Here is a 25239-nt window from a genome sequence, read left to right as displayed (position 1 = left end):
TCCTTAATGTAACGAACTCGACTGAATCGAAGCTGAAAATCCCTGAGGATGAACTCAGTGGCTATTGGCGTATAGGCAAGCTTACCGTCGCCAGAAAACCGCCTAAGGTTTTACTGCGTCCAAATTGCAAAGAGCCGTGGTAAGTGTCGACGATGTCCAAGACGATACCCAAGCCGAGGCCATGCCCTTGAACCGATTCGTCTAAGCGTTGGCCGCGTTGGGTTAGGTGCGTCAAATCCTCGGTGAGGCAGCCGGGGCCATCATCGGCGACACGGATAACCGCTAAGTCAGACAGCGTGATTTCAACATCAATCCGCTTGTTCGCCCATTTGCAGGCGTTATCCAGCAGATTGCCCAGTATCTCCATCATGTCTTCGCGATCAAAATGGATGAGATAGTTTGGTACGGTGACTTGAATATCCAAAGGCTTATCGGCGTAAATAGTGCGCAAGGTCTTTTTTAGCGCAATGACTTCCTGACGCGGGTTAAACGCGGCTGAAGCCTGTTGGTCGCCCGCTATTCGAGCGCGTTTCAGTTCACGTTCAATATAGCGCTGGATGGTTTCGGCTTGCGTGTTAACTTGCAATCGTAGATCGATGCGGGTATCGAATAGTGGATCTTCTGTTGTTCTGAGTAGGAGAGTCATCGGCGATTTTAGTGCATGGGCCAGATTGCCCATCGCCGTTCGAGACTGTTGCAGCCGCCGTGCCAGCACTTCCAGTAGATGATTGATCTCTTGCACCAGTGGTTGGATTTCCTCCGGCACATCCGACTCGATTTTTTGCCTAGTGCCGCTGGTAACCTGTTCCAATTCGCTACCAACCGCATTCAGCGGTCGCAGTGAACGTTGGATGTCCCAGCGCAGCAAACCGATTGCGCTGAACAAAATCAGCAAGGTTAGGCCGAAATAAGCCGCCCGAATCGAGGTAATGTCATGATCAACCGCCGACAGGTCTTCGGCAATACTGATGTTAACTCTATGCCCGAATCTGACGGCTCCCAGGCCCAATACCAGTAACGGGCTTTGATTTGGACCGGTTAGGTGGTAAAGCCTGGACTGATCCGGGGCAACCGGTTCAACAGCTAGAGGGAAGTCCAATAAAGACGGCGAGGGGTAGGCCCTGGTATCCACTTTGACCAAATAGTAATGGCCGGACAGCCGGCGGTCGTAAACCGAACTGATGTGAAAATTATTGAAGGTGACCTGGTCGTTATCGCTATAGGCTAATGTTTCCAACAGCGAGTAGCCGTCATCGGCCAAACGGTTGGCCATTTGCTTTTCGGCTGCGGTGCGGATGATCCAGTCCGCGGCAATCCAGTGTGCGATGAATATCACGCACAGCACCGCCATCAGGCCGCGGCCCAGGCGTTTACGCAGAGACATCATGATTTGAGCCCGAAGAAATAACCTTGGCTGCGGCGGGTATGAATCAAATCGTTTCCAACAATTTTGCGTAGGCGCTTAACGTATACTTCAAGGACGTTGCTATCGGGTTCAGTAGATTCGCTGTAGACGTGTTCGCCTAGTTGCGTCTTACTCAGCACCTTGCCAGCGTTCAGCATAAAGTAACGCAACAGGCGGAACTCAATCGCGGTCAACTCTTGGATATTGCTGCCATCCACCGTGACGGTTTGCTCATCTTCATCAAGCTCGATGCCATAAACTCTTAACTTGGCTTGATTCAGGTTGTGTACCCGTTTCAAGACAGCCTGTAGTCTGGCGAGCAATTCCTGGGGATGGAAAGGTTTGCAGAGGTAATCATCGGCACCGGCTTTGAAACCATCGACTTTCTCAAACCAGGCATCGCGTGCAGTGATCACAATAACGGGAGTATGATTGTCTGCTTGACGCCATTGCCTTAGAACCTCAAGTCCGGACATCCTCGGCAGACCTAAATCAAGTATCACGGCGTCGTAGTGTTCAGTCGCTCCTAGAAATTCACCTAATTCGCCATCATGTGTAGTCTCCACCACGTAGCCGGCATTCCCTAAATCCATCTTTAATGACAAGGATAAATTTAAATCGTCTTCAATGACCAGCAGTCTCATTAAATTTAACTTTGTTTATATTATTGAGACCCATAATAGGCTCTCAAAAACTTTTAATAACTAAAAATATATTTATTAGTAACGTTTTTGGATAACCATACATCAACTAAACAGCTCATGGCTGTGCAGACAAATACAGCCATAAAACCACGCTCATGGCTGCATATAGGCACCTTAATTTCTATTATTGGAATTTTGGCAAATTTGCAAAACTTTCTCTGGCGCTTTTTAACTCTTGTTCCGCCCCTGCAAAATCAGATTTTTTTGTCAACTCTCTTGCTTTTTTCAATTTGATAACAGCTTTATCACGCTCGAACTCGAATTTATAATTTGCACTCAATTCACTAGCACTCTCGGAAATATCTTTGATCAGGGTTGCTGTCTTGTCAGCATTTGCAGCAGGAAATGAATCCAGAGCTGCCTGGATTTTTGCATCAATATCTTTCAAAACTGCAGCGTTATCTACCTTTGCTTCCTTTGCAAAGGAAGTTCCGGACAGGCCCAGCATCGAAAAAAACAGGATGAAAGTGATAAAAATTTTCTTTAGCGACATAATTTAACTCTTTGTTAATTGATGTATTCGTTGGTTAATATTTCTGATGTTGTAATTATTGACTTTAGATTTTTGTGAACTCCTTTGAATTGAGTGATTTTGTATGAATTAATATTATTAATATGTAAGCTATATTCCTAGGTGTCTAAAACTCTTACCTATGAAACGAACCGCCAAAAACATGCGTATCATCTTCTGGGACTAACCGATCAATCAACGATCTTATGCCTATGCCTACTAGGATCAATGTCGCTGTTGCCAACGCAAAACCAACTGTATAGCTGAAGGCATCGGCATCAAGCCAAATATCGTAGGCATGTACATAGCCGTGAAATAATGCAAAATTAGCAACAAGAGGCATTGCTATAAGCGACGAAACCTTGTGACCGGAAATAATAGTCAAGCCTAGTAATAAAGCGGAAAAATGCATTACATTCTCAGCGTATACAATTTCAACAGGAATCAGAGTTAACACGCCACCAATCAGCATTAAAGTTACAAAAAATAAAAACATGAGACAAATTGCTTTCTTACTCACCTTGGATACTAATAATCCGACCGCCAACATAGTAAAAATATGATCTGAACTGGTGATTGGATGAATGAAACCACTAAGAAAACCTATCGATTCACTTGCCCAATGCATAGGATGAGCCGTTGCCACAATGGGTTGCGCCAATGCCAAACCCGCCAAACTAAATTTTTGAAAATATCTTGCCTTGCTTTTCATCGCTATATCCTCACTATGTTTCTGAAACTCACTGAAAGAATTGACGTTACATCGCGTGCATTTTGTAATCGACGCTTGGATAGCCCTTTTTATCTTTAGAATCGACGGCAGAGCGATCTTGTTCGGTACGTTGTTCAATCTGCTTGGCAATCATTTGATCCCAATTATCATAGCCGGCAACCTCGACCACACCTGCCGCCTTACTCTTGGTAAAACTCGCCTTTCCAAGCTCGATAATATCGAGTGAGGTTTTGTTATTAATAGTTTTGAGAAACTCAGCATCGTCTTTTATTTGATTGCGTAGCCCCCAGTAAGCCACTTCAAATTCGACGCGCTGATTAGCCGGCAGGTGTTCTTTGATGAAAGCCACCGATTTATGAGCGGTTTTCATAGTCTTGCCATTGATTTGGTTTGTGTTGCCACAAGCATTGAGCATGACGCAAATCAATACAGCTAAAAATCCGGATGAAATTTTCATGTTTAAAACCTGCCTATGGATAAAACCATTGTTTTCCATTCCACTAATCAATCCGATATTCGATCTTTCACTCGATAATTAAAACGACTGATTGGCAAAAGGATTAAAGCTTGGCTGGATCACCTTGTTGAATCCAAAATCCGTTGCCTGATGGCAGGCGTTGCAAGATGCTGTTAAGTGATCGTAACGCTCGGAAAATGCCTGCGTATTTTTGTCTTTGATGGCTTGTTCCAGTTCGGCCAGCGGTTGGTCCATATATCGAGCAATCAACTCTGGAATCGGTTGTTTGATGTCTTTGTGGGTGGGGTGGAATTTACTTGCATCTTCAAAGCCTTCATGCAATTCATCTATTTCATACGCAGCCAATTCCCAATTTTGCGCACGTCCAGCAAACCACAGCTTCGCATGACGTACTGCGCTTTGAGCCATGATTTCACCCAAGCCTGGTGTGAACTGAGTCAGTTCAGATACAGGTGGATGATGGCTGGCACAGGCTGTCAAAAGAACGGCCGCAGCAAAGGTTTGGCTGATCCGAATAAATGGAAATTTCATACTGAATCCCTTGGATGGAAAGATATATTGGTTAGGTTATGACTCAATAGATTGCCTATTGAGCAAACGAGGTATGAAGAAAGCAGCGGCGGCAACAATGACACCAAAGATGGCAATCAAGATCATCAGCCCGTGATTTCCACCAGACTGTTCTGTAACCAATGCTACGGTCAGTGGGATGTGTAAGGCGCTAACGTCAAGCGGCGTATGCAAATCGGTGTCGTCTACACTGATAACGGCCTGATATTTCCCCGCGTTTTTAAAATTGACTGTCAAAGACAGCACGCCCTGTTTCACGACGGACATGGGCAATTCGGCAATGGTCTGCCCGTCTTCGCGCAGAATCTTTAATGCCACCGGCTTTTTGCGCACATCCAAATCAAGCAAATCAATGGAAATTTGAGTTTTACCTATGTTTGGCAGATCGTTACATTCCGCCGCCGGCAGATTTTTAGGATCTATTGTCTGGTTTGCGCCTAACTGATACGCAGCGAAATTGACCACATAGTAATCATTGGTGTGCATACAACCGTACATGTCGTAACTGCCCCCCACACCTTTACGACTAGCGCCCAAAGGTACAGAGGCATGGCACTGAGCGATGGCAACGAACAGCACGACGAACGCCAGTAAAATCTGAACGGTTTTCACGGATTCACCTCAGTGGAGACCGGTCTATCGGTAACGGAAAACTTCGACACACCGCTGACAATCAAGCCGTCTTCGGTAATCACGCGATAACGCACCGCGTAAGCGCCGGGTGTTAAGGGCTTGGTTGTTGCTGTCAGGCGGTGGCGTTCGCCCAACACCAAACGGCTATCGCTGTTGTCGACCCGATTACCCTTGTTGTCTACCACCACCAACGATGGAGAGCGTCCACTGACATTGCCGCTAAACCACAATTTGATGTTGCCGTCGAAATTAGTAAGCGCGGCATTGTTTTTTGGCTCGGATTTAATGAGTATGCCCTCCGCATAACTAAGCGAACTAGTGATCAACAGCGAAAGTGCGGTCAAGGATTGAAATATTCGCTTATTCATAGACTACTAACGAGCTCCGACTAAATCCGCAATGAACAACACGATGGGATCTGCCAATGGGTGGAAAAAGCCAAGCGTGATGATTAGCAAACCGATCACAAAAATTCTGGTCCAGGCTTGCAAGGGAAAATCCTGTTTGCGCCATAACAGATGAAAAATTAGCCAGCTGACTAGCCAGACACCTAGAGCCAATGTCTCTTTACCCGAATACGAGCCGATGCTTCCAGTTGGGCCGCTGCCTGTAGAGCCCGGTATCCAGTGACCGTACGAGTGCACAACGTTGTCTAGTTCTTTGGTCAATCTGGAAATATGGTGACTGACCATCAGTGTTAAAAATGCCAGCAACAGCGGCAAGCTGGCGGCCACTACTGGTCCGGAATGCAGTTTTTGATCATCGGTTTCATTGATCATCGGGGATTTTCCTTTTAAACAAAGCGCAACTTAGCCAACACCAAACCCGCCACGAAACCTAGTATCAAGAAGCTCCATGAAATCAAGATGGTGATGCCAACAAAACGTGTAATATCACGCCGATGCTGGATGGGCATGCCGTAGTAGTAGAGGGTGAAAGTAGCAGTCAGCATCAATGGAAAGGGGAACAAAGAAACGAATTCCTTGAATTCCATCAGTACGTTATGAAATGTCGGTACATGGGCCAGTATCCAATCGCGCGGTCCTTCTTGGCCGCGATAGCGCATATAAATCCAGTTACCGCTGATCGCGCCGGCCAAATTCAGCAACGTCGCCCCAAGCACCCAGAGTCGTAAAGATTCCAGCCTGACATGCATGCCTTTAATCAAGGGTATGGAGCGATGGGTAAGATAGGTACCAATGATGATGGCCAGAATAGCGCTGACACCATGGATACCTGCTTTCATACTGTAATCAGTCGGATAGAAAAAATTGGCAGCAGGCAAAAGCAGCAATAAGGTTAAGGCCACTGCCACTTGGGTGCGGATAACGATTTTGCTGAAATGATCGTGAATATATTCCCCGGTGTGCATAGCATTCTCAAAAAACAAAATTGAAATCAAAAACAAACACCTCTGTGCTTGTAACCCCACCCGAGTGCTTTACAGCATTGAGTTATAATTTTTAATCCACTATCAAAAAACAAAAGAATGGAGCCATGCCTTGGAACGTTTTACTATCTCTCTCAGTGACGAATTAGCCACGGATTTCGATCAGTGGATTGAAGCTCGCGGTTATAGCAATCGTTCCGAAGCCATTCGTGATCTACTCCGAAAAGAAATCTCAACAAAAAGCGCGGATCAAGACCAGACCATCTACAGCGTTGCTACCTTTTCATTTGTTTACAACCATCATGAACGTAATCTGGCCGAACGCGTCACTACCCTTCAGCATGAAGTGCATGATTTGGTTGTCTCATCAACGCATGTCCATCTGGATCACGATGATTGTTTAGAAACCCTATTTCTACGGGGCTTAACGCAACAAATCCGTAATTTTGCTCAGAAGCTATCCGTTGAAACAGGCATTAGGCATAGCTCTCTAAATCTAATTCCTGTGAAGGTCGCCGCACTTCATTTCGCTCATCATGCTCATTTTCATCCGCACAGCTAGCCACTAATATTGTTTTACTGAATTTCACTCTGGCTACGTAAGGACATCCGACACCATCAGTATGAAATATTTTATTTATTTTCATACAAAGCAAGGTTTGATGTCTAGCTCAATTTTCAGGCTTAAATTAGGATAGCCATGCTCGAAAGAAGCCTGAGCCTCAAGGATAGGCCACTGGCACTAGTTAGCGAGAGCGATGTTGCTCCTTGTCTGCATCGCGCGACCGGCAAGGAAAGGTATGATTTATTATAATAATTGTAAGAACTGCAAGGTTTGCTTTTGCGGACTTCAGGCTTTTTGAGGTAAGCATGGGAGGAGAAAATATAACCCTTGCTAGCGAGGTGGGATGTGAATTCAAATCCATGTATTTACGGAAGGGTACGAACATAGAGGTCAGCTTCGTACCCAAAACCAGTGGCTGGTAAATGATGTGATGGGTATCTCTACCGCGACAATTGGCCGTATCCTGACCGCCACGAGTTAGTCTCCCCGGAATTCAGAACAATGCTTAGCTTCTGATTTTGGGGAGACGTGGTTTTATATCATTTTATGCAGTCGTATCGACGCCGCCTTCATGGTTACCAATGGCGAATCCATTGCTCAACTTCGTTTATACATACGGTTGCCTTGGATACCAACGAATAGTCTCGGCGCCAATACCTTTTCACAACAAGCCATGCTCTGCGAAGGAATACACGGTCTCGCCGACGATGAAGTGATCAAGTACGCGAACGTCAATCAAGGCCAAGGCTTCTTTAAGTTTTGCTGTAATTACGCGGTCCGCCTGACTGGGCTCGCTAATCCCGGATGGGTGGTTATGGGCCATGATTAGCGCCGCAGCATTATAGTGCAACGAGGCCTTGACCACTTCGCGCGGATACACGCTAGCGCCATCAATCGTCCCCCGGAATAATTCATCGCAAGCGATGACGCGGTGTTGATTGTCCAAGAACAGACACACAAATACTTCGTGCTCATACGGCGCCAATTTTAACTTGATACAGTCCTTCGCCTTGTCCGGACTGGTCAAGGCTTCGCCTCTACTAAAAGTGCGGTTGTAGATCTGAATGGCCTCTAAGATGACATCCTGATCATCGGCCATACGGTAACGATTATTGGTTCCTCGAATGTATAACATGGGCTTTCTCCCGTAATCATAAAATTTGGAGAAAGCAGCCCCTTGCGGAGTGGACTTTCTCCGGAAGGGTTGTAAGAATATTCAAAGCATCGTCAGCGATGTCTGCAGGCGTTGACCGTCGGCAGAACACATTTCGCTAAAGACGCTTGAGCTGACGCCAGTACTGCGTCAGGTGTTTTGGAATGCGTGCTTGTTAAATGGTCGTTCGCCAGAAAACCAGCCAAAAGCCACGGGCTAACACAGCCGCGACCATCGGCCCGATTGGGTTTCGACTACATTTCCGCAACGGTGACGACATCGCCACTATTGCCAAGCACGATTTGAAAGGTCCTGGAAAACAGCGCCGGACAACTACCAAATTTCGGCAGCAGTCGTTGCAATGCATCCGCGGGTTTATCCGCCGTATTGGCCACCACGAAGTTCTGAAAATCCCATTCATCGGCTTCCTTGGCGGATTCCATGAACGTATCCCATTCGTCGTAGTACGACGATGCCTGGCAAACCACTAATCCGGATGCCCCCCGAGTGGGTACGATGAAGCAGTCCTGATCCTCGTCATAGACGGCATCGTGATCGATGTCGACAGACTCGCCATTAAGGGTTAACCGATATTTTTCACAAAATACCGCCGGACCACTCACCCGTTGCCCTTCAAAAAAAGCGCGGTGCGTTTCGTTGACGATGTCTAAGGTGATGGCCGGCCCGTTCAAATCGACCAAGTATGTAAACAGCCAATGCCTAGCATCCAACCCCGGCCGAAATACCCGATAATCGCGGTGCCAGGCGAACATCCAGCGCAGCGCACCGACCTCATCGAGATCATCCAAGTCGGCAACTTTGACAAGGCCTTTTTCCACATCGCTTCGGCTGACCGGTTGCGAATCCACAGCCAAATTAACGTTGCTGCAACCTTCCTTGATCGGATAATCCTGAATGATCGCCAATACCTGTTTGGGCAATAACGGCAAGTCATTCAGTAAATCCAGGCAGCGGTATGTTTTCAGGGTGTCATAGCCCTGTACAAAGTCCTCCGCCGATAGCTGGTTCTTGATCACGTCCAGTCGTTGCCTGGCTTCCCCTTGCAGAACGTGCTTAACCTCAGCAATCACCTGTGCTTCATCGATCAATTTATCCCGGTCGGGCAACCGAGCGAAAAACCGGCTTGAATCCAAGTGGATGACATGACCGGGGTCTCGTTCGTGGTGACTGTGATAGATCGGTAAACCTTGCAGATACAGATGAAAATACTCCGACTGTCGCAACCAGTCTTCGCCCTGGGACAAGCCATACAAGTAAAGATCGCCCAGTTCGGTCTTGATGAACGGTAATGTTGATGTGATCGCTCGCGGCCGATCCAGGCTGACACCGTTAAAGCGCACTTCAATCGGAAATCCCCGCGCCAAGCGACGCAACTGGGATTCGATCTGATCCGCTTCCGGTTTGAACTGGGTCAACGTCAAACGCGTGATGCCTTGCCAGTCCGCGGGTTCGATCACAATCGGTTGGAAGGCCAAAAGCTCAGCCGTATCCACCGAAAAGCGACCGCCTTTGCTGTCGACGCTGATGGCATCGCAGGCAAAAATGGCTGACAAAAATCCAAGTCCAAACGGATGTTCCCGTTCGATGACCTCAACATCCCAGCCGGACTCTGCTACGGTGAGTAACGTTTTCAAACAGGCGATGCCGCAGCCATCGTCACACACCGTCAAGGTTCGAGCATCTTCCGAATACTCGAAGCTGATGAACCTGGCGCCGGCGCGGCGGGCATTTTGCATCAGTTCGCCCAGTACCGTGGTGGACTGGGTAAAGCTGAAGCGTAAGTTGTTAATCAATTTTTCGGGGTTTACCGATAATTGTGTGGTTTTCATGTGAGTTCCTCAAATAAAAAGCCCCGAGGAAACGACACAGTCCAACCCCGACGGGGAGAACGGATCATCTCCCCGAGGCGGGTGATACTGGCTAGGCCAGTGGTTAAGTTAAAGACCTGTATAACACCGGATTACGATGCCAAAGCCAGGTCTGTAGAAGAGGGTAATGAGCCCGTCCATTCCAGCAAGCTGGATTGTTCGTTTTCCAATACCGCATCGGGATCGATGCCCCGGCTGGCAAGTACCGTGCTCATCGCCTGGGCTAACAGACGATGACCTTTTTCCCGTTCCGACTCGCCGCCGTGCTTGATCGCCCAAAAGGGATCGAAATGGACATGCCGGCTACTGCGTGGACACTTCTTGTTCACTTCGGTGTGAAACGCCCGATCTAAGTTCTCTGCCTGTTCGAACTGCTGCCAGAAACCTTGTCCGGCTTGGCTTTCCACCGGCGGCAACCAGCGGCGCTGGCGACCGACCCAACGGTTCATCCGGTCGATCAAGGTTTTGCTTTTCGGAAAAAAGTGGATGGTGCCAACGCCCGGATAATAGCGAACGTCAAAATAACTGCCGCCGATCCGTTTTCCAACCCGAAGCGCGTGAAAATGCTGCCGAAACACCGACACCAAACTCACGTCCGCTTCGGTCTTGCCATCGAGCAAGGCAAACACCTTGTCGAAATCCGCTAACAGACGTTCTGACTCCCAGTTCAGGCTATTGTGATAGGACTCGACTTTGTGCCCTGGCAGAACGAACCGAGTGGTTTTGATCCGCATGCCCAGCGTGCGGTGTTTGTCATTGCTTTTCCAGCCCATGTAAAACACTGCGTTATCGCTGTAATAGCGGGTGATCAGATCAAACACATCGCACACCATGCTCAGTTGAATTTCACCTTGCTGATCGATGATGCCTTGCAGAAAGCCATAGATATTCGGCACGGTAAATTCCAAGGACTTCACCGCTTCAAAATCCGACTCCAAGCGTTTCTGCGCCGTCGATGACAAGCGTGAAGTCACCTGCGTAGAGCGTAAAATGCTGGCCCAGGCCCGATTCTTCAGATCGTGATAGCGTTTGAACAGCATCCGCTTCACCGCATCCGATGACGAGTCGTCTTCACTGCTGATACCGCCACCGCTTAGTTCGCCGAGGGTTTTGCCCAGCATGGTCCGATAACGGCTGGCACGGGCTTCACTGACCACGGCCTGTCGCGCTGCTTCGACTGCGGCGTTGAACATCAATACCGCGTTATCGATGAAGGCATTCGGCAAGGCCAACTCATGGGGCAGTTGAAACTCGCCCGCTAAATCGTCGGCCTCCCGACGATCCTGGCGCAAATCGTCCAGAATACTGCCGAGGATGTCCTGTTCGAACGTCGAAGTTTTTTTCAACCAGACCAGGGCCACGTCGACCGGCGTTTTGCGTTCGGCATCCTCGCCGGCGAACATTTCTTGCAGAAACTCGACCTCGCCGTGCTGCTCGATCAACCTTAATAACAACTGGCGTTCTTTCGAAAACGGATTGCGCACAGTTTCGGCATTGAGAATGGCGACGATTTCACCGTCAAACAAGATCTCCCAAGCCTTCAACACGTGTTTGGCGCCGTCGGAAAACGGCGGATTCATGATGATGTGCGAATAGACACTGCCGCTTTGAAACTGCAGAAAATCCATCCCCACCACAGCAAAGCCTTCATCGCGCAGAGCCGCGTGTTTGCGGATATCGATTTCAATGCAATCGATCGGCAAACGTTTACCGTACTGGTGGGGTCCTGGACGAAGCAAATGTCCTTCGCCTGCTGAAGGCTCCAATACCCGCGCGAATTGCTGGTTCTTGAACATAGCCCAAGCTTTACGGCTCAGTGCTTCTGGCGTGGGGTAATATTGATAAGGGTCTGTCATGGTATTCTCCAAAAAAGCCCCTGACGACCGATTCAACCCTGGCGGGATAGAATCATCCCGCAGGGGTAGTGTGAAAAACTCGGCTTAACCGAGTGTCAACAATGAAAACGGCGCGTCAGATCAACGCAAACCGCTTACCTTGAATGAAGTCCTGATACTGCCGGGCTTCGGTTTTTGCTTTGAATCGGGCATGCACGCTGCCGTCGATCCAGATTTCCCAAGGCAAGCGGTTAAGCTCGCCTCTGACCAGATCTACCTCGCCAACGCGAAATTCATCGTGTTGGTAGAGCACATGGCGCGGACTATCGATGCGAACGATGCAGTGGTCCAGCAAGGCCGGACCGCCGATATCGCCGGGTTCGATTAGCAATGGGACTTTGATGGATCCCATTGAGCGACCGACCCAGCCGATGACATCGTGTTCATCGAGCCACGATTGACCGGTAGCTGGATCGCCGTAATACAGCCGGATTTTGCGTCGGCTATGGCGAAGCTGTTCCAACAACTCGACCACCGGTTCCGGTGTGTCGGCGTGATAACAGGTGCCGGATGGCAAACGCTGGTACTGGATGCAATGACCCGTGCCGAACGTGTGTTCAAAGACTTGATTCATGATGTTGTCCTCAAAAAACACGGAAACATCACAATTCCCCAGCGGGAATAGGACATTCCCGTTTTGGTGGAAAAAAATGAGCGCCGCATCGAATGACTTGGCTAACTCAGGCTTTTACGAATTACGCGTCTGAACAACGCGCGCTATTTGTTTAGGATTTGATTTCGAGCGCTGTTTTTCCCAAGGCTTGTAATGCCAGCGGGATTAACTGATCCAAGTCGTCCCAATCGATACTGCCGCCGTTGGTTTCACCTTGGGGATAGGCTTCAACCAATCTGCGGCAAACCCGCATGGCCGCTTGTTCCTGCTTCAATTGTCGTACCGAATAATCCGGTTCCGGCAGTTGTTCAACGGCCACGCATTCCCATACCAAGCTTTCATCGCCCGACTCAAGGTATTCATCCGACAATAACGGTATGGCGGCGGTGTCATCCCAAATGGTGGCGTCATTGAATGCCTGTTCGGCAATCTGTTGTGCCGATTCGGGACACTCCGCGGTGATGCCTACCGACACGCGATGGACATAGTCGATCTCGTAGGACACTACGAAACGTCGATTCATGCCTTCTGGCGTGGCATTGGCTAAGGCTGGTTCTTGGACTGGCGAGTCGGTTTCCGCCGATTCACCCTCGATCAATGCGCTTTCATAAGGCTCGATCTCCTTGTTACAGTCCGGGCAGCGATCATTACAGCCGCAATCCCATACATCCTCCCATTCGCTTTTGCAGTAAGGGCAGCGGTAATGATTCAAATACCGTACACCTTCAATTTCAGAATGCGAATGGCTAACGCCATTTACTAATGTTGATGACATGGTCATTTCCTCCAAAAAATCGCAGGAACGACCACCCGGCAGGATGAGGTTCCTGCAGGGTTAAAAACGCTGAAAATGCCTAAAACTGGCTTATGCAGCGGGGTTGAATTCACGTAAAAATCGGTATATGGTGGCTAAAACTCATTAAAAAACAGAGAAAAAGCCATGATTGACGATATTTTGCGCATTTTTGACTTCCTCAGTCCGAAGCGGACAGAGGAGCTGATTCCAACGAAAAAACCGATGGCTATTCCTGTCGACGAACCACTAAAAGTCGTTCGACATTGCCAACAAATTTTCCAAAAATTGGATGTTTTGGAAGCCGACGTGCTCAATCGGGTTGACGATCCTGAACAAGCCTGGCCGTTTCTAAACAAAATTCGCCAAATACGTCGGGAAACCCAGAACGACCTGTTGTCGTTATTGCCCGAAGGTAGCTGGGTGTTTGCTGATGAATCCAAGCAACGCGTGATTCCGGTTCGCAGCATCAATACTGGAACCGGAATCACGCTACGTGTATTCAATGGCGGGCTTGCTGATTAGCCGGTGCGTTGGCATTTCCTTTCAGCGCTTCCCTCAATTGAAATACCTGTTGGGCAGTCTTAGCGGACTTGTCGTCCACCAGGGCTGAATCGCCCACTTTTTTAGACCGCCGACGGGGTTTAGCCTCGGTTTCCGCCGAGACGATAGTCGGTTTGATTTTCAATAAATCCCGCTCTAGTTTGGCGATTTCAATATCCGCCTCGTAGAGTTTGATCGTTTTCTGTTTGGCTTGATATTGGAGTTCCAAGCGATCCAGCTCGCGATTCGTTTCACGATTGCGACTATGAATTTCCTGACGCACCGAATCTGACATCGCCAACCAATCCACTTCATGACGGATTTGGGGCAAGATCACCGGTAATCGGTTTCGGGCTAGGCGCTTTGCACGATAGCTGTGAACCGTTTGAGACGCATGTTTCAATACGCTCAGCAGTTGCAACGCCGTTGCCCATATGACCCGCAAGGCGAGGATGAACAGCGCCAAAATAATGATGCCGAAAATAAAGTTCATTGAAGTTCTCCTTTATAAAATTTAAGAAAACACTTCGAATGAACAGCACCCGGCCGGGCGATGGTCGCCCGAAGCGGGATTAGGATTTGCAGAGGGTCGTACCACTGCGATTTACATCGGGCTTAACGCACCCGACACGATCACGGATTAACGTGCTCGCCGTCTAAAGACGGAACGCCGACCGAAGTCGGATTCAGCATTCTTTGAAAAGAACGCATGAAATGTCTGTTTGTCGAATGGGCTCCAGGAAGTGAGTGCATTCGACAAACTGCGTTTGCAATCAGCGACCCATAGCCACAATCGCTTAGGTTATGACCTAAGGATTGGGCTACGGATAATTGACTGGCCGAGATTTAAGCCGCCAACAACACCGCTTTCGAGAGTTCGAACAATTGTGCTCTCAGCTCTGATAGATCGTTAATGGTGATGGCAATCGGGAATAGATGACTGACATCCAGTCCCAAACCAATGCCCACCGTTTCGATACCGCTATCCCGGCAGCGCTGCAAAATATCCAGCGTGCTCAGCGTATCGTTGGGTTGACCATCGGTCATGACCATCAGCACCTTGCGCGGTTCTCGACAACGCAATAGCGACGCAGCACCAAACCAAATCGCTTCGGTCATCGGCGTACTGCCGGTGGCTGCCAGCGAGAAGGCACCGGTGCGGACATTCACCCGTTGACCATGCTCAAGCAATCTGAACACCGAATCGTCTTGATGACCTGGAAACGCAGTGACGCCAGGATTAACCCCCGGAATACCTTCAAAGGCCAACGCCAGCGCCAAAGTGGCTTCCAACGCAATCGGCATTCGCGATCCAACGGACTGGCCTTGGCTATCGTTGACCTGATATCCCATACTTTCGGATTTATCCAGTAACAGATGAATCGCCGTATTGGGTGCTGCTTTGACCTGCTTACGCTGAAACAACTTGGTTTCACCGAGCGGCAGGCGGTGTAAGCGCTTGCCATCTATCCGCCGACCACGACAGGCGCGTTGCGAGCGGTTGAGAGTTTGCGATTGCACCAAGCCTTGCAAAGCGGCGCGGATTTTTCCTGATTCGCTTTGCACCTTGCGCAGCAAAAACGCACCGGCTCGCTCGTCCATAGGCGGCTCGTTGCCGCTCGGCATCAACAGTTCCGATACGTTTTCTGCGGCCAACGATAACGATGATTTCAGGGATTCGAACAGATCCTGGTCAATGTCAATGTCGCCAGCCGATAAGAGGGTTTGCAAGACGCCTACAGGATCGGCAATCACCGTGCTCTCTTCGTCATCACCTTGCGGGTCGGATGAAGAATTTTCTGCCTGCGCACTGGGTTCATCGTCAGGATTTTCCGGATTGGAATCATCGTTACCACCGGATTCTGAAGACTGTTCGTCGTCATTATCGGCAGGTAAACGTTGATCGTGTTCCATATCATCCTCGGAATCCGAGCCGTTTGAACCGTCCGAATCTGCTGATACAGCGGCCTGATCGGTATCATACGGTTCAGGCCGTGTGTCCTCATCTGCCGCTGGCTGCGCCTGATTACGCTGCCGTTGTTGCTCGAACTCCTGCTCGATCATCGTCAGGATACGGTCGGTCAAGTGCAGACAATCGCTTTCTGACTGCAAACCCTGCGGCACTTCGGACAACAAGCCTTTCATTCGCGTTACGGCACCTTTCGGAAATTTCGCTTTCAGTGCCACTTCCGTTTGCGCGACCAACGGTAGTAAGGCCGTTTGACCCAGTACCCTGGCCCTTAAACTCTTCAAAACAAAGCTGTACAAAATATTGGCCGGATGATCGTCGATACGAGTGGCCACAAAGTCGCCTTTGGCAATCATTTTTTCGATCACCGTGCCTATCGTCAGCCGCGTACCTGGAAAGTCTTTCGCCAGTTCATGCTCAATGCGGACATCTTCGATGGCACCGCATAAGCGCCGGCGTAATACCGAACTGCCATAGCGCAGCGAAAAATCCGAATAACGAATATGCGCCGCTTCATGAGCCAAAAGGCCCCAGGCGTAATCCTGGTAATCAGGGTCATCACCCTCATAGGCCGGGAGCTGAATCGACTTACCATCGGTATAGGCTTGATCGCCACCGACGCTGACCTTAATGCCAAAGCGATTGCCTATGGCCGCCGCAACTATGGGGAACGCGTTGTGTAAGGTTCTATTTTTCATGGTGTGCTCCAAAATTCAGGGCAAACCACGGCCCCAAAGGGACATCAATTTGCCCCAGTGGGTGAATAGTTAAATGGCGTCAGATCATTCAGAACCAGTAGTCCTGGTCAGAATGCTCCGCAGCATCCTCATCATCATCGCCATCAGCAGTGACTGCTACCAAATCGGATTGATCATCCGGTTTGATGTCTTCATCAGAATCATTAGTAGCAGCATCGGCTTGGCTTTTATCTAGCAAGACCCCAAGCGCCCAGTCCTCCGATACCGATTCAGGTTCGATTTCATCGTCAAAGATGCCGTCAAACAGATCGGTAAAATCGGGGCTGTCTGAAACGATTTCAGCGATGACGGGTGTTGCTACTGCTGGTAGCTCTGGCTCCGCATGTTCGATGACTTCTTCAGTCTCATCAACAACGGGCAGTTGAGTCGCCAACAAGCCTTCACCGTGCCGCCGGGTTTTATCCGGATCGGACAACAGCATCGCCGTGGCCAGAATCTCCTGCAAAACGCTGCCTTCAATGGCGCCTTTGGTGGGAATTCTCGCCAATAGATCGTCAATGGTGCTGACGACTGGTGCGACCCGATGATCCAGAAAGCCCAAACCATCGAGTTTATCCCGCATGCGGCGGATCGGCCGTAACGCATTACGCGTTACTTGCTCTTTGCCCAGCAAAGATTGCTCGATGAGTTGATTGGCTTCTACGGAAATTTCGTAGAACATCTGCTCACTGAGCGAACCGATTTTGCTTTCCAGTCGCGCGACATCCGCCGGCGGCAAACTATCGGGCAAACCAACACTGACCACCAGAAAATCAAACGACAAGCGCGTCGAGACAAACTCCACCGAATCCACCGCTTGCTCGATGATGCCGGCAAACTCCGGATGGCGAACCACCCAGTCAGTCACCGCCGCATCGTAACCGGCAATAAACTCGGTTTTAGCCGCTGCAAAATCCAGCGCGATACGCTCGAGTTCCGCAGTAATACTGGCCGCGGATTCAACCGGCACGGCAAAACCACCGAGAAAGCGGGTGCCGACGCGCAAACAAATGCGTTCGGCTTCCTTCTTCAGGCGGTTAAACACCGTCAGCTTATCGGGATCGAGCAAACGTTTGGATCCTAAGCTGGCTAAGTCCTCCGGCGGCAATTTGCTACCATCGGCCAGCACCAGGTCTTCTTTTTTCAGTTTCTTGCGGGCGCCGTAGATATTGGCTTCGACTTTCACCAAGACCACGCGATCTAATATCACTTGTGTTTCATGCGACATGGGAACCTCCTAAAGAAAAGAGGCACACCCATCCCGCTGGGGCAGATGTGCCCCTTTCGGGATAAATGAAAAATAACAATACGCTTAAAACCAGCAGTCGTCCGTGTCGGACATGGCCGCAGCTAGATTTATACGGGGTTTAAGTAGGCCTAAAACTTCGGCGGTTTCGCGAATACTGTCCAGATCTGTGCCGAAAAATGCCAGCACGTCCTGTTCAGCTTTCAGATCGACCGAGAGGTCTCGGGCGGTTTCGGTGGCAATATCAATGTCCACACCTTTGAAGCCTTTTGCTTTCAGCGCCAGTAAAAACAGCCAAGGCAAAACACCGTGCACTTGTTTAATCTGACCGCTCAGTTCAAAGGCTTCAGCATTAAGCGTCGCATCAATCAGTTGTTGCCAGCCATTCCACTCCTGATCAGGCGTAGCATGACTATCCGACAAGGCTTGAATAGCGCCGATCAGTCGCCTGACCTCGATACCCAAGTCCACTCGGACAGCCTGTTTTGCCCGACATTCGATGGTCCAATACAGCGCCTCTACCGGTGGTGTTGGCATTGGCTCAGGATCTCGGATTTGTGGTTGGGTTGCCGGCAAAGTCTTACCAGGAAACGTCACATTGCCGTTCACATCAATATCAACTTCGCCGACCAACACATAGCCTTTGGCCTGCTTTTGTCGTTCGATGTCGAGCTGCTTAACGCCGTATCGGTTGCTAACGCCCGGCAAACTATCTGCCGTTTTCCCCCAACGAGTGGTGATCGAACCATCCGAATTACTCCTGACTGCCCAGTCTTTGGAACTGCCGTCACTGTTACGATGACGATAGAGATTCCAGGCGGCCATGATCACACCTGCCAGTCATCGCCAAACACGTCCTTGGCGATGCGATGAATCGCTTCGCGTTCGGCGGGTTCAGCCCGAAAGGTCAATGCCCGATCCAGCGAATAGGCCAAGGCATTGGGCGCACTTTTGAAAGTGGCCACCAATGACGCCCAACGCACTAAACCGCGTGTCGATAAGGTCACCGATAACATGCCGCCGCCATCCGCACCGCCGATAAACACCTTGCGAATCTGGTTGGCCACTTTGATCATGCTTTCGCGTACCGTTTCCGGCATGCTCGGCACCACATCGGCCAATAGTTTCATTTCGTCTTCGGGTTCGGGGTAACCGACTTCCATCAGCCGAAATCGATCCAGAAACGCCAAGTTCTGACGTAACACGCCTTGGTACAAGCCCGATTGATCGCCGCTACCTGCACTATTGCCGGTGGCGACCAAACGAAATTTGGGGTGCGGTGTGATCACATCGCCGGTCTGCGGAATCGTCAACGGCTTGCCTTCGACGATTTCATTCAGACCGATCAGTTCTGCCGGGTCGATGGCATCAATTTCGTTGATCAATAGCACATGACCCAGGCGAACCGCCAGGGTTAATGGACCATCGATCCACTTCATCGCACCGCCGTCGACCAGCATGTACTGACCCAACAGATCGTTGAGTTCCAGCCGACCATGGCCGGTGACCGAATGCACGCCCCAATTAAGGCGCGCCGCGACTTGCTCCAACAACGAGGTTTTACCGGAACCGGTCGGCCCGGTCAGGTATAAGCCGTCGCCATTGTGGGCACCTAAAAACGCCAATACATCTCGCAAGTGATCCTTGCGAAACACATAGGTTTTTTGCGCCGGTACATAAGCATTTTTGCCTGGGACAAAGCCTTCCACTTTCATGGACGCCGGGGCTGCAATGCCGAAGGTATCGGCAATCGAATATTGTTGATACATGATGCGCTCCTTGAGGTAAAGCCTCAAATGACAAGGGGCACACCGCCCCGAGGGGTAATGAGCCCCAACGGGTGATTTAAACCCTGGCAAACCAGGGTGGATAAAAAGTTAACGCAACTGCATCACGCAGTACATCGCCCATTCGGCGCGGGCCAACAGCTCCCGATCCATCAAACGGACAATACGCTGAATGTCGCTTCTCAAACCGGGGTCCGAGATTTGACGATGCATCTCCAGCAGCAAACGCTTTTTGGCCTGAATGTCGTTGCTGTGGGCAACGTTCAACCAGCCATGCAATGTTTTCCAAAAGTCGTGATTCATAATGACCTCCTTCAATCAAAAAAAGGGGTCACCGAATCCCGCAAAGGTGATGAACCCCAACGGGACAAACAAAAACACCAGGCTTGACGCACCTGGCACACGAGGCAAACGCTCATGCCGCTTAATAACGGAACGCCGGTCGAAACCGGATTCGGGATTCCACGAAGGGAATGCCTGAACGATGCGGGTTTTGGGTTGGACTTTTTTGAAAATCCAGCCTAAAACCGACACGCCGGCACCGAATGTATGTTCCTGTCCATCAAGCGACACCCTGCAACCGCCAGGGTTACAGGATGTCGTGAAACGAACCATCAAACTCAAAACCAAAAGTCCACGCCAGCCAGGTCTTTCAAGGCTTGGGCATCGAACGGGACTTCGGCGTGCTTACCGTCGTCGTCCCGGCAGGTCACACGGACTCGCGTGGCAGACGGTTTTCGATAGACTTCCAGCGCCGAAGCCTGAACATCCGGTTGCAAGGTTTGAAGTGCCGCCTTGTAATCGATGGCACCCTGGCTTTGAAAACGGCTGATCCGCAACCCGGAATGCTCTGCGGCCACGTAATCGCCCATCAACGCCACCAAGGTGTCTTCAATGCGCGACTGCTCCTCATCCAACTGGCTGAGTTGGCTTTTGAGGTCCAAAATGGTCAACGCCCGTTGCCGATACGTCGCCGCCAGTTGTTGCCATTGCCGTTCCGACTCGCCGTACGGCAAGTACAAATCACGCTCGGGATCCTTGATCGGCTCCTTTTTGGATTTGACCGCCGACCAGAAGTCCATCGCGGCAGCGACCAGTTCAGTGAGAAAGGTCTCATCGCGCTGAATTTCGAACTCGATGTCCTGGCCTTGGTGGTAGAAGAATAGAAAACCGCGTTGCGCTTCGGAAACCAGCAGTTGTTGCTGGACTTGGCACCAATACAGTTGATAGGTCTGGGATGCTTCCCGATTCAACACCACATCCAAAAACGTGGTCTCGTGCGGGCATTTGATTTCCGCGGGCTCATTCGCGTCGGACAAACCGTCGAACGAGGCGCGCATCAAGGGATACTGTTCCGACACGCCGCACAGCGGCAACAACATCAGATCGTGTTTGTCCTCGAAGCGTTGCAAAGCCTCGGGCTCTTGCTGGATGCCGGCGCGGATCAACGGGTTGTTGTCCAGACTGGCTTCCAGCACCAGGCCGATTTTCTCGGCCCAGAGCCGCCACAGGGTTTTATACGGCGAGCGGTTCATGACAATGGCCGCTTCGCTGGCACTGACGCCTTGTGAACGCCATTGCCGCCAGGCGGCTGAACGTTGCGAAACGTCGATGACCTTCATCGCGAAAATCCGGTCAACTGCACTTGGCAACCGAAGCGCACCGACTCGATACCGAGCTTGTGCAACTGGGTCTGGCAACGCCGGGCCCAATGGCCATCGCCGAACAGCAACAGCAGTTCGTCTTGCGCCGGCAGACACACACCGCCAAAACTCTCGGCCAGCGTTGTCAGTTCCGGTTGGCTCAAGGGCTGCGGGTTCGGTTCGTTGGCCTGGGGTCGCCACAGGCGTTCCAGAAAACCACGACCGTGACGGCGTAACACCGTTGGTGAATCGTAACGTTGCCAGTCGGTATGACAGGGCACGCGGTTTAATGATTGATCGTTTGTGTTCATGACCTCTCCTGATAAATGAAGAGCGCCATGTCCTACCCCGTGGGCGAATCATGACGCCCTCGTGGGTGGTTAAAGAATTTAGGATTGCAGCGTTTCTACGCCGCGTGCCCCAGGGTTTGACGGGCCTGATTCATCGCCATGTCTTTCGCGGACAAGGGTGGCATGCCAGTGTTTTCGGTTTGTTCCAGGGCTTGTGTTGCCTTGGGTTCAACTTGCGATACCTTGTCCAACTCGGCCAACGCAAAGGTCAGGTCGATGCCTTTGAACTTCTGGTGGGCATAGTCGTAGGCTGCTTTCCAGGCACCTGCCGCCTTGGTACGACGTACCAATTCCGCTACGGCCTTTTGCACCTTGGGATGGATTTGCGACAAGTTGATCACCTGAGACGTGTGCTCGGGTGATTCGGGAAACCGATCGTCTGCATCGCCATCCCACACAGTCGCTTCGCCATCAATTACGGTAGCGTCGACGATGTCGTCGAGCGTTTTGCCATCCATCTCCTCGGCGGCATAACCGCATTCCTCCGGAAAGGCTGAACGCAAGGATGCCGCTTTACCGCATTTGGCCAATTGCCCCTTGGGGCGTTTGATCCACATCGCGGTCGGCACTTGCGAGTTTTTACCACCGGCGGTGCTGTAGGCTTCCAGCCAGTACACTTCCTCAGTAAAGGCGCAACGTTTTCCCGCAACGATCCGATACACGGTGACGGCTACCCATTCGGGAAAAGTCACGGTGACACTGGATTCCTGCCATTGCTCGTTGTCGTCTTTGTAGCGACCGGTAAAGGTCTTGGTGACATCAGGACCCCAGACGGGCCTATCCATGCCGGCCCAAACACCGGTTCTGGACGCGGTAGTCTGGATTTCCATGATGGACGGCCAGACAGTTTCGACATTGCGGCCTAAAGCGGCACTCCACATCGGCACGATATGCACCGGCTTTTTGAAGATGTCGAGCTTGCGGGCCTTGCAATAATCCAGGGCCATCAGAATGGCTTCCGGGGTTTTCGCCGTGGGAAAAGTGACTTCGGTTAGTACTTTCCAGGACTGCTCCGACAGGCCGTAGCTTTGTTGCGCCGTGACCGGCATCGGCAGGTCGCGGGTTTTGGGTAAGGTGTTGCGGTTATTTTGGCTCATGGTGGGTATCCTTCAATAAAAAAGGGAACGCCATCGCCCGCCGGGGAATGGAGTTCCCCAGGGGGTTGAAATACCGAAACCTGAAAAGGGTCGGCGGTGTAACCGTTAAACCAATGAACGCCTATAATCGGCGCGCCGGGGTTTAATGGATGGGCATATCGCTGTATTCGTCATCCCAATCGTTGTCCTCGGGTGCCGCTGGCGATGATGACGAACCGTTGGCGGCTGCCGATGCGTTTGGGCGATCCAGCATCTGCAATTCAAAGGCGGCGATTTCGGTACGGTACCGCTTGTTATTTGCTTGGCCCCATTGCTGGGTACGCAAACGGCCTTCGATGTAGATCTGGCTACCTTTGTGCAAATACTGCTCGGCGGTATCGGCGAGTTTTTTGAAAAACACCACCCGATGCCATTCCGTCCGCTCCTGTTTGCCGTTTTTAGGATCGTTCCAGACTTCACTGGTTGCCAAACGGACAGCGACGACTTTGCCGCCGTTATTGGGCATAAAGCGAATATCCGGATCGGCGCCGAGCCGGCCCAGCAAGATGACTTTGTTCACGCCGCGATTGGCCATGATGACATTCCTCCTGTCGGCCGCGCCCGACTCAACGAAAACAATACCCAGCGGCGCGGCGATGGGCATACCGGCCGTCGAACCCCGGCTGGGAATCGAGACGCCCGGCAGGGTTAGACAATAAAAAATACACATCAGGCTTGACGCACCTGACACGCCGATGGAAATCCACCGTCGCCGTTTAAAAACGGAACGCCGACCGAGGTCGGATCAAGGTGATCATGAAAGACCAGCCGAGAAAGTCTGGGAAGAAGCGAAAGGCCGATGGCCGACCGATTCCGTTGGCGGGTATTGAAGCAGAGATTTTTTGAAGTGTTCTTGCAGCTGATGACGAATTCGCCGTCGTCTGCGGAAAGGCTTTAAAGAATTTGACATACGATCATGAACCATTCGTCCACATCAGGAAACGGTCATGTCCGAAACAGCTTCACAGCCAAAATCAGCCTTGCGTCGCGCCATCAGTCGGCCGATATTTGAGCGTACGTTTAGCATCAACAGCGAACAAGCCATTCGGGTCATTCGTGATAGCTATCACCGACTGATGGTGTCCTTGTATGCGATTGACGTGATCCTGCGCATCATCGGCCGGGAAGAAACCGTTGATGAAATAGAAAGCATCGTCGGCCAGATGATTGCCGAGTGCGCGGAGCAACTGCAGCAGGAAAAGATGCGGCTGGAAAAACTCAAAGCTGACAATGGCATCACCGAAACGCCTACCTATACCCACCCTCGGGAATTTGTGGCGAAAATCGCTTCGCCGCAGATTGCGCAATTCGTCGAGTTGATTCGTTTACTGGACCAATTGATGATCGTAATGGACACCTTGTGGCTATGCCAGGTCATCTCCAACAAGCATTGCATTGAGGCCCGTTATCAGTGGCAGCAGCGGTTGCAGAGGCTAGCGAATAAAATTGTGACGATGGAAAGACGCGCGCATCAGGCAGCGTATGAACAGGGACATGGAGAGGAAGTGCGACTGGCCCGGCAGGAATCAGGGTTGTTGGATGAGGCAGCGAAGCTTACCGAGGGTGAGGATTCAGTGGTCGATGAGATCGACTCGGATAAGGCGGGTGGGCAATGACAATTAGTTCGGATGAAATATACTTGAGCGTTTCACTATCCGAAAAGGAGGCTTGGGATTTAGCGCAATTTCTAAAGCGAACTGGATTTGCTGATTATCGCAGTCAGGCAGTCGATGATGAGGAGGCCTATCGCATGATGGTTGTTGCGGAAAAGCTCAAAAGTAACTTGGCGGTAATTGGCTATAGCCCACGCTAGCAAGCCATATCCGTAATTCCTTTGTTGTTAGAGTTTCGACCAATACAGTACTATCAGTGCTTTATTTTTATTCTCGAGATCAAGGATGTCCCAAGCAAAGCTGGCTTTCGATTATTCAATTAAGGATGCTGAGGAGCTTCTAGCTCATTTCGACGCAATCAACACCAACCCGCCACCGGCAAACGCTGAGGTTTTAAAACGAGCAGGTCTGGTGATGGCGCTTACTGCCTGGGAAACCTACGTCGAAGATCGCATAACCGAAGCGATGAATATTCGTTTGGGAGCTGTGGCAGGCAGCTATGTCGGCGACTTCATACACAAAAAGCTCCATCAAGACCTCAAGCAATTCCATAATCCTAGCTCAGACAAAACCAAACGACTTTTCCTAGAGTATGTCGGCATCGATGTAACCTTGGGTTGGACGTGGGCCAATACCGATCCTGAGCGAGCTCGAAAGTCCCTGAATGACTGGATCTCTAAAAGAGGTGATGCCGTCCATCGGTCGAAACCCATTAACAACGGCTCACCGCAAGCGCATTTGATACGACGTGACGAACTCGAAAAAGTCATTCGTTTCATCAAGGAATTAGTCAAAGCTACGGATGCTTATTTGGATACGAATCTTTAATCGCTACCTAATTAACGTTTTGCTCTTAATTATTAGGGCAACTCACCCTTTGTGC

The 25239-nt window shown here is 50.6% G+C and carries 30 protein-coding genes; 5 read left to right on the top strand and 25 right to left on the bottom strand.

What is annotated here, in order from left to right; all coding sequences use genetic code 11:
- Positions 1–61: 61 nt before the first annotated feature.
- The 10 genes from EBB_RS14010 to EBB_RS13965 all read right to left on the bottom strand — a co-directional run bounded on the left by EBB_RS14010 (position 62) and on the right by EBB_RS13965 (position 6406).
- On the bottom strand, positions 62–1387 hold the full coding sequence (locus EBB_RS14010; RefSeq protein ID WP_192394419.1) for a sensor histidine kinase: 1326 nt from the start codon (positions 1385–1387) through the stop codon (positions 62–64).
- Positions 1384–2049, bottom strand: a complete 666-nt coding sequence (locus EBB_RS14005) for a response regulator transcription factor (RefSeq protein WP_192394418.1) — start codon at positions 2047–2049, stop codon at positions 1384–1386. Before EBB_RS14005 ends, EBB_RS14010 begins: the two co-directional genes overlap by 4 nt.
- A gap of 184 nt (positions 2050–2233) precedes the next feature.
- On the bottom strand, positions 2234–2602 hold the full coding sequence (locus EBB_RS14000; protein ID WP_192394417.1) for a hypothetical protein: 369 nt from the start codon (positions 2600–2602) through the stop codon (positions 2234–2236).
- A 154-nt stretch (positions 2603–2756) separates the two neighbouring features.
- On the bottom strand, positions 2757–3332 hold the full coding sequence (locus EBB_RS13995) for a HupE/UreJ family protein (protein ID WP_192394416.1): 576 nt from the start codon (positions 3330–3332) through the stop codon (positions 2757–2759).
- Between the two features lie 46 nt (positions 3333–3378).
- Positions 3379–3810: a hypothetical protein gene (locus EBB_RS13990; protein WP_225587445.1), complete on the bottom strand. Its 432-nt coding sequence runs from the start codon at positions 3808–3810 to the stop codon at positions 3379–3381.
- A gap of 78 nt (positions 3811–3888) precedes the next feature.
- Positions 3889–4362 carry a hypothetical protein gene (locus EBB_RS13985; RefSeq protein ID WP_225587444.1) on the bottom strand — a complete coding sequence of 158 codons (474 nt, stop codon included), beginning with the start codon at positions 4360–4362 and terminating at the stop codon, positions 3889–3891.
- A gap of 36 nt (positions 4363–4398) precedes the next feature.
- Complete coding sequence (locus EBB_RS13980; protein ID WP_192394415.1) at positions 4399–5013, bottom strand: hypothetical protein; 615 nt, start codon at positions 5011–5013, stop codon at positions 4399–4401.
- Positions 5010–5402 carry a copper resistance CopC family protein gene (locus EBB_RS13975; RefSeq protein WP_192394414.1) on the bottom strand — a complete coding sequence of 131 codons (393 nt, stop codon included), beginning with the start codon at positions 5400–5402 and terminating at the stop codon, positions 5010–5012. The genes EBB_RS13980 and EBB_RS13975 overlap by 4 nt, the downstream gene beginning before the upstream one ends.
- Positions 5403–5408: 6 nt before the next feature.
- On the bottom strand, positions 5409–5813 hold the full coding sequence (locus tag EBB_RS13970; RefSeq protein ID WP_192394413.1) for a hypothetical protein: 405 nt from the start codon (positions 5811–5813) through the stop codon (positions 5409–5411).
- 14 nt (positions 5814–5827) lie between these two features.
- Positions 5828–6406 (bottom strand): hypothetical protein, encoded by a 579-nt coding sequence (locus EBB_RS13965; protein ID WP_192394412.1) that lies wholly within the window; start codon positions 6404–6406, stop codon positions 5828–5830.
- Positions 6407–6536: 130 nt separating this feature from the next.
- Between EBB_RS13965 and nikR the strand changes: the two genes are divergently transcribed.
- Positions 6537–6986, top strand: a complete 450-nt coding sequence (gene nikR, locus EBB_RS13960; protein WP_192394411.1) for a nickel-responsive transcriptional regulator NikR — start codon at positions 6537–6539, stop codon at positions 6984–6986.
- 664 nt (positions 6987–7650) lie between these two features.
- Here the strand turns inward: nikR and radC are convergent.
- From radC to EBB_RS13935, 5 genes are all read right to left on the bottom strand, one after another.
- Positions 7651–8124 (bottom strand): RadC family protein, encoded by a 474-nt coding sequence (radC, locus tag EBB_RS13955; protein ID WP_192394410.1) that lies wholly within the window; start codon positions 8122–8124, stop codon positions 7651–7653.
- 272 nt (positions 8125–8396) lie between these two features.
- Complete coding sequence (locus EBB_RS13950; RefSeq protein ID WP_192394409.1) at positions 8397–9992, bottom strand: ATP-binding protein; 1596 nt, start codon at positions 9990–9992, stop codon at positions 8397–8399.
- A gap of 131 nt (positions 9993–10123) precedes the next feature.
- Positions 10124–11887: a DUF4942 domain-containing protein gene (locus EBB_RS13945; RefSeq protein ID WP_192394408.1), complete on the bottom strand. Its 1764-nt coding sequence runs from the start codon at positions 11885–11887 to the stop codon at positions 10124–10126.
- Positions 11888–12002: 115 nt separating this feature from the next.
- Positions 12003–12500, bottom strand: a complete 498-nt coding sequence (locus EBB_RS13940) for a hypothetical protein (RefSeq protein WP_192394407.1) — start codon at positions 12498–12500, stop codon at positions 12003–12005.
- Between the two features lie 151 nt (positions 12501–12651).
- Positions 12652–13314: a hypothetical protein gene (locus EBB_RS13935; RefSeq protein WP_192394406.1), complete on the bottom strand. Its 663-nt coding sequence runs from the start codon at positions 13312–13314 to the stop codon at positions 12652–12654.
- Positions 13315–13479: 165 nt separating this feature from the next.
- Between EBB_RS13935 and EBB_RS13930 the strand changes: the two genes are divergently transcribed.
- Positions 13480–13857: a hypothetical protein gene (locus tag EBB_RS13930; protein ID WP_192394405.1), complete on the top strand. Its 378-nt coding sequence runs from the start codon at positions 13480–13482 to the stop codon at positions 13855–13857.
- Here EBB_RS13930 and EBB_RS13925 read toward each other — a convergent pair.
- The 10 genes from EBB_RS13925 to ssb all read right to left on the bottom strand — a co-directional run bounded on the left by EBB_RS13925 (position 13835) and on the right by ssb (position 23413).
- Positions 13835–14368, bottom strand: a complete 534-nt coding sequence (locus EBB_RS13925; protein WP_192394404.1) for a hypothetical protein — start codon at positions 14366–14368, stop codon at positions 13835–13837. The two genes, EBB_RS13930 and EBB_RS13925, sit on opposite strands and share 23 nt — an antisense overlap.
- A gap of 353 nt (positions 14369–14721) precedes the next feature.
- Entirely contained in the window at positions 14722–16542 is a 1821-nt protein-coding gene (locus tag EBB_RS13920) for a VWA domain-containing protein (RefSeq protein ID WP_192394403.1), read from the bottom strand.
- An 88-nt stretch (positions 16543–16630) separates the two neighbouring features.
- On the bottom strand, positions 16631–17809 hold the full coding sequence (locus tag EBB_RS13915) for a DUF3150 domain-containing protein (protein ID WP_192394402.1): 1179 nt from the start codon (positions 17807–17809) through the stop codon (positions 16631–16633).
- 84 nt (positions 17810–17893) lie between these two features.
- Positions 17894–18652 carry a hypothetical protein gene (locus EBB_RS13910; protein WP_192394401.1) on the bottom strand — a complete coding sequence of 253 codons (759 nt, stop codon included), beginning with the start codon at positions 18650–18652 and terminating at the stop codon, positions 17894–17896.
- Positions 18653–18654: 2 nt separating this feature from the next.
- Entirely contained in the window at positions 18655–19596 is a 942-nt protein-coding gene (locus EBB_RS13905; protein ID WP_192394400.1) for an AAA family ATPase, read from the bottom strand.
- Positions 19597–19704: 108 nt separating this feature from the next.
- Entirely contained in the window at positions 19705–19917 is a 213-nt protein-coding gene (locus EBB_RS13900; protein WP_020482868.1) for a hypothetical protein, read from the bottom strand.
- A gap of 317 nt (positions 19918–20234) precedes the next feature.
- On the bottom strand, positions 20235–21236 hold the full coding sequence (locus EBB_RS13895; RefSeq protein WP_192394399.1) for a YqaJ viral recombinase family nuclease: 1002 nt from the start codon (positions 21234–21236) through the stop codon (positions 20235–20237).
- Positions 21233–21568 (bottom strand): hypothetical protein, encoded by a 336-nt coding sequence (locus tag EBB_RS13890; protein ID WP_033159582.1) that lies wholly within the window; start codon positions 21566–21568, stop codon positions 21233–21235. Before EBB_RS13890 ends, EBB_RS13895 begins: the two co-directional genes overlap by 4 nt.
- 95 nt (positions 21569–21663) lie before the next feature.
- Positions 21664–22704, bottom strand: coding sequence for a phage recombination protein Bet (bet, locus tag EBB_RS13885; RefSeq protein WP_192394398.1), 1041 nt, complete (start codon positions 22702–22704; stop codon positions 21664–21666).
- A 142-nt stretch (positions 22705–22846) separates the two neighbouring features.
- Complete coding sequence (gene ssb / locus EBB_RS13880) at positions 22847–23413, bottom strand: single-stranded DNA-binding protein (protein WP_306790004.1); 567 nt, start codon at positions 23411–23413, stop codon at positions 22847–22849.
- A 277-nt stretch (positions 23414–23690) separates the two neighbouring features.
- Between ssb and EBB_RS13875 the strand changes: the two genes are divergently transcribed.
- From EBB_RS13875 to EBB_RS13865, 3 genes are all read left to right on the top strand, one after another.
- Positions 23691–24359 (top strand): hypothetical protein, encoded by a 669-nt coding sequence (locus tag EBB_RS13875; protein ID WP_192394397.1) that lies wholly within the window; start codon positions 23691–23693, stop codon positions 24357–24359.
- A complete protein-coding gene (locus tag EBB_RS13870) occupies positions 24356–24556 on the top strand; it encodes a DUF7706 family protein (protein WP_192394396.1) in 201 nt (66 codons plus the stop codon). Before EBB_RS13875 ends, EBB_RS13870 begins: the two co-directional genes overlap by 4 nt.
- A gap of 85 nt (positions 24557–24641) precedes the next feature.
- Positions 24642–25184, top strand: coding sequence for a HEPN domain-containing protein (locus tag EBB_RS13865; protein WP_192394395.1), 543 nt, complete (start codon positions 24642–24644; stop codon positions 25182–25184).
- Positions 25185–25239: the final 55 nt, after the last annotated feature.

Source organism: Methylomonas fluvii, from assembly GCF_014850975.1.
GTDB lineage: Bacteria > Pseudomonadota > Gammaproteobacteria > Methylococcales > Methylomonadaceae > Methylomonas > Methylomonas fluvii.
This window is presented reverse-complemented; position numbering and strand designations above follow the sequence as displayed.

Excerpts from the sequence above, each read along its gene's own strand:
- EBB_RS14010 (WP_192394419.1), bottom strand. The coding sequence starts at position 1,387 with ATGATGTCTCTGCGTAAACGCCTGGGCCGCGGCCTGATGGCGGTGCTG.
- EBB_RS14005 (WP_192394418.1), bottom strand. The coding sequence starts at position 2,049 with ATGAGACTGCTGGTCATTGAAGACGATTTAAATTTATCCTTGTCATTA.
- EBB_RS14000 (WP_192394417.1), bottom strand. The coding sequence starts at position 2,602 with ATGTCGCTAAAGAAAATTTTTATCACTTTCATCCTGTTTTTTTCGATG.
- EBB_RS13995 (WP_192394416.1), bottom strand. The coding sequence starts at position 3,332 with ATGAAAAGCAAGGCAAGATATTTTCAAAAATTTAGTTTGGCGGGTTTG.
- EBB_RS13990 (WP_225587445.1), bottom strand. The coding sequence starts at position 3,810 with ATGAAAATTTCATCCGGATTTTTAGCTGTATTGATTTGCGTCATGCTC.
- EBB_RS13985 (WP_225587444.1), bottom strand. The coding sequence starts at position 4,362 with ATGAAATTTCCATTTATTCGGATCAGCCAAACCTTTGCTGCGGCCGTT.
- EBB_RS13975 (WP_192394414.1), bottom strand. The coding sequence starts at position 5,402 with ATGAATAAGCGAATATTTCAATCCTTGACCGCACTTTCGCTGTTGATC.
- EBB_RS13970 (WP_192394413.1), bottom strand. The coding sequence starts at position 5,813 with ATGATCAATGAAACCGATGATCAAAAACTGCATTCCGGACCAGTAGTG.
- EBB_RS13965 (WP_192394412.1), bottom strand. The coding sequence starts at position 6,406 with ATGCACACCGGGGAATATATTCACGATCATTTCAGCAAAATCGTTATC.
- radC (WP_192394410.1), bottom strand. The coding sequence starts at position 8,124 with ATGTTATACATTCGAGGAACCAATAATCGTTACCGTATGGCCGATGAT.
- EBB_RS13950 (WP_192394409.1), bottom strand. The coding sequence starts at position 9,992 with ATGAAAACCACACAATTATCGGTAAACCCCGAAAAATTGATTAACAAC.
- EBB_RS13945 (WP_192394408.1), bottom strand. The coding sequence starts at position 11,887 with ATGACAGACCCTTATCAATATTACCCCACGCCAGAAGCACTGAGCCGT.
- EBB_RS13940 (WP_192394407.1), bottom strand. The coding sequence starts at position 12,500 with ATGAATCAAGTCTTTGAACACACGTTCGGCACGGGTCATTGCATCCAG.
- EBB_RS13935 (WP_192394406.1), bottom strand. The coding sequence starts at position 13,314 with ATGTCATCAACATTAGTAAATGGCGTTAGCCATTCGCATTCTGAAATT.
- EBB_RS13930 (WP_192394405.1), top strand. The coding sequence starts at position 13,480 with ATGATTGACGATATTTTGCGCATTTTTGACTTCCTCAGTCCGAAGCGG.
- EBB_RS13925 (WP_192394404.1), bottom strand. The coding sequence starts at position 14,368 with ATGAACTTTATTTTCGGCATCATTATTTTGGCGCTGTTCATCCTCGCC.
- EBB_RS13920 (WP_192394403.1), bottom strand. The coding sequence starts at position 16,542 with ATGAAAAATAGAACCTTACACAACGCGTTCCCCATAGTTGCGGCGGCC.
- EBB_RS13915 (WP_192394402.1), bottom strand. The coding sequence starts at position 17,809 with ATGTCGCATGAAACACAAGTGATATTAGATCGCGTGGTCTTGGTGAAA.
- EBB_RS13910 (WP_192394401.1), bottom strand. The coding sequence starts at position 18,652 with ATGGCCGCCTGGAATCTCTATCGTCATCGTAACAGTGACGGCAGTTCC.
- EBB_RS13905 (WP_192394400.1), bottom strand. The coding sequence starts at position 19,596 with ATGTATCAACAATATTCGATTGCCGATACCTTCGGCATTGCAGCCCCG.
- EBB_RS13900 (WP_020482868.1), bottom strand. The coding sequence starts at position 19,917 with ATGAATCACGACTTTTGGAAAACATTGCATGGCTGGTTGAACGTTGCC.
- EBB_RS13895 (WP_192394399.1), bottom strand. The coding sequence starts at position 21,236 with ATGAAGGTCATCGACGTTTCGCAACGTTCAGCCGCCTGGCGGCAATGG.
- EBB_RS13890 (WP_033159582.1), bottom strand. The coding sequence starts at position 21,568 with ATGAACACAAACGATCAATCATTAAACCGCGTGCCCTGTCATACCGAC.
- bet (WP_192394398.1), bottom strand. The coding sequence starts at position 22,704 with ATGAGCCAAAATAACCGCAACACCTTACCCAAAACCCGCGACCTGCCG.
- ssb (WP_306790004.1), bottom strand. The coding sequence starts at position 23,413 with ATGTGTATTTTTTATTGTCTAACCCTGCCGGGCGTCTCGATTCCCAGC.
- EBB_RS13875 (WP_192394397.1), top strand. The coding sequence starts at position 23,691 with ATGTCCGAAACAGCTTCACAGCCAAAATCAGCCTTGCGTCGCGCCATC.
- EBB_RS13870 (WP_192394396.1), top strand. The coding sequence starts at position 24,356 with ATGACAATTAGTTCGGATGAAATATACTTGAGCGTTTCACTATCCGAA.
- EBB_RS13865 (WP_192394395.1), top strand. The coding sequence starts at position 24,642 with ATGTCCCAAGCAAAGCTGGCTTTCGATTATTCAATTAAGGATGCTGAG.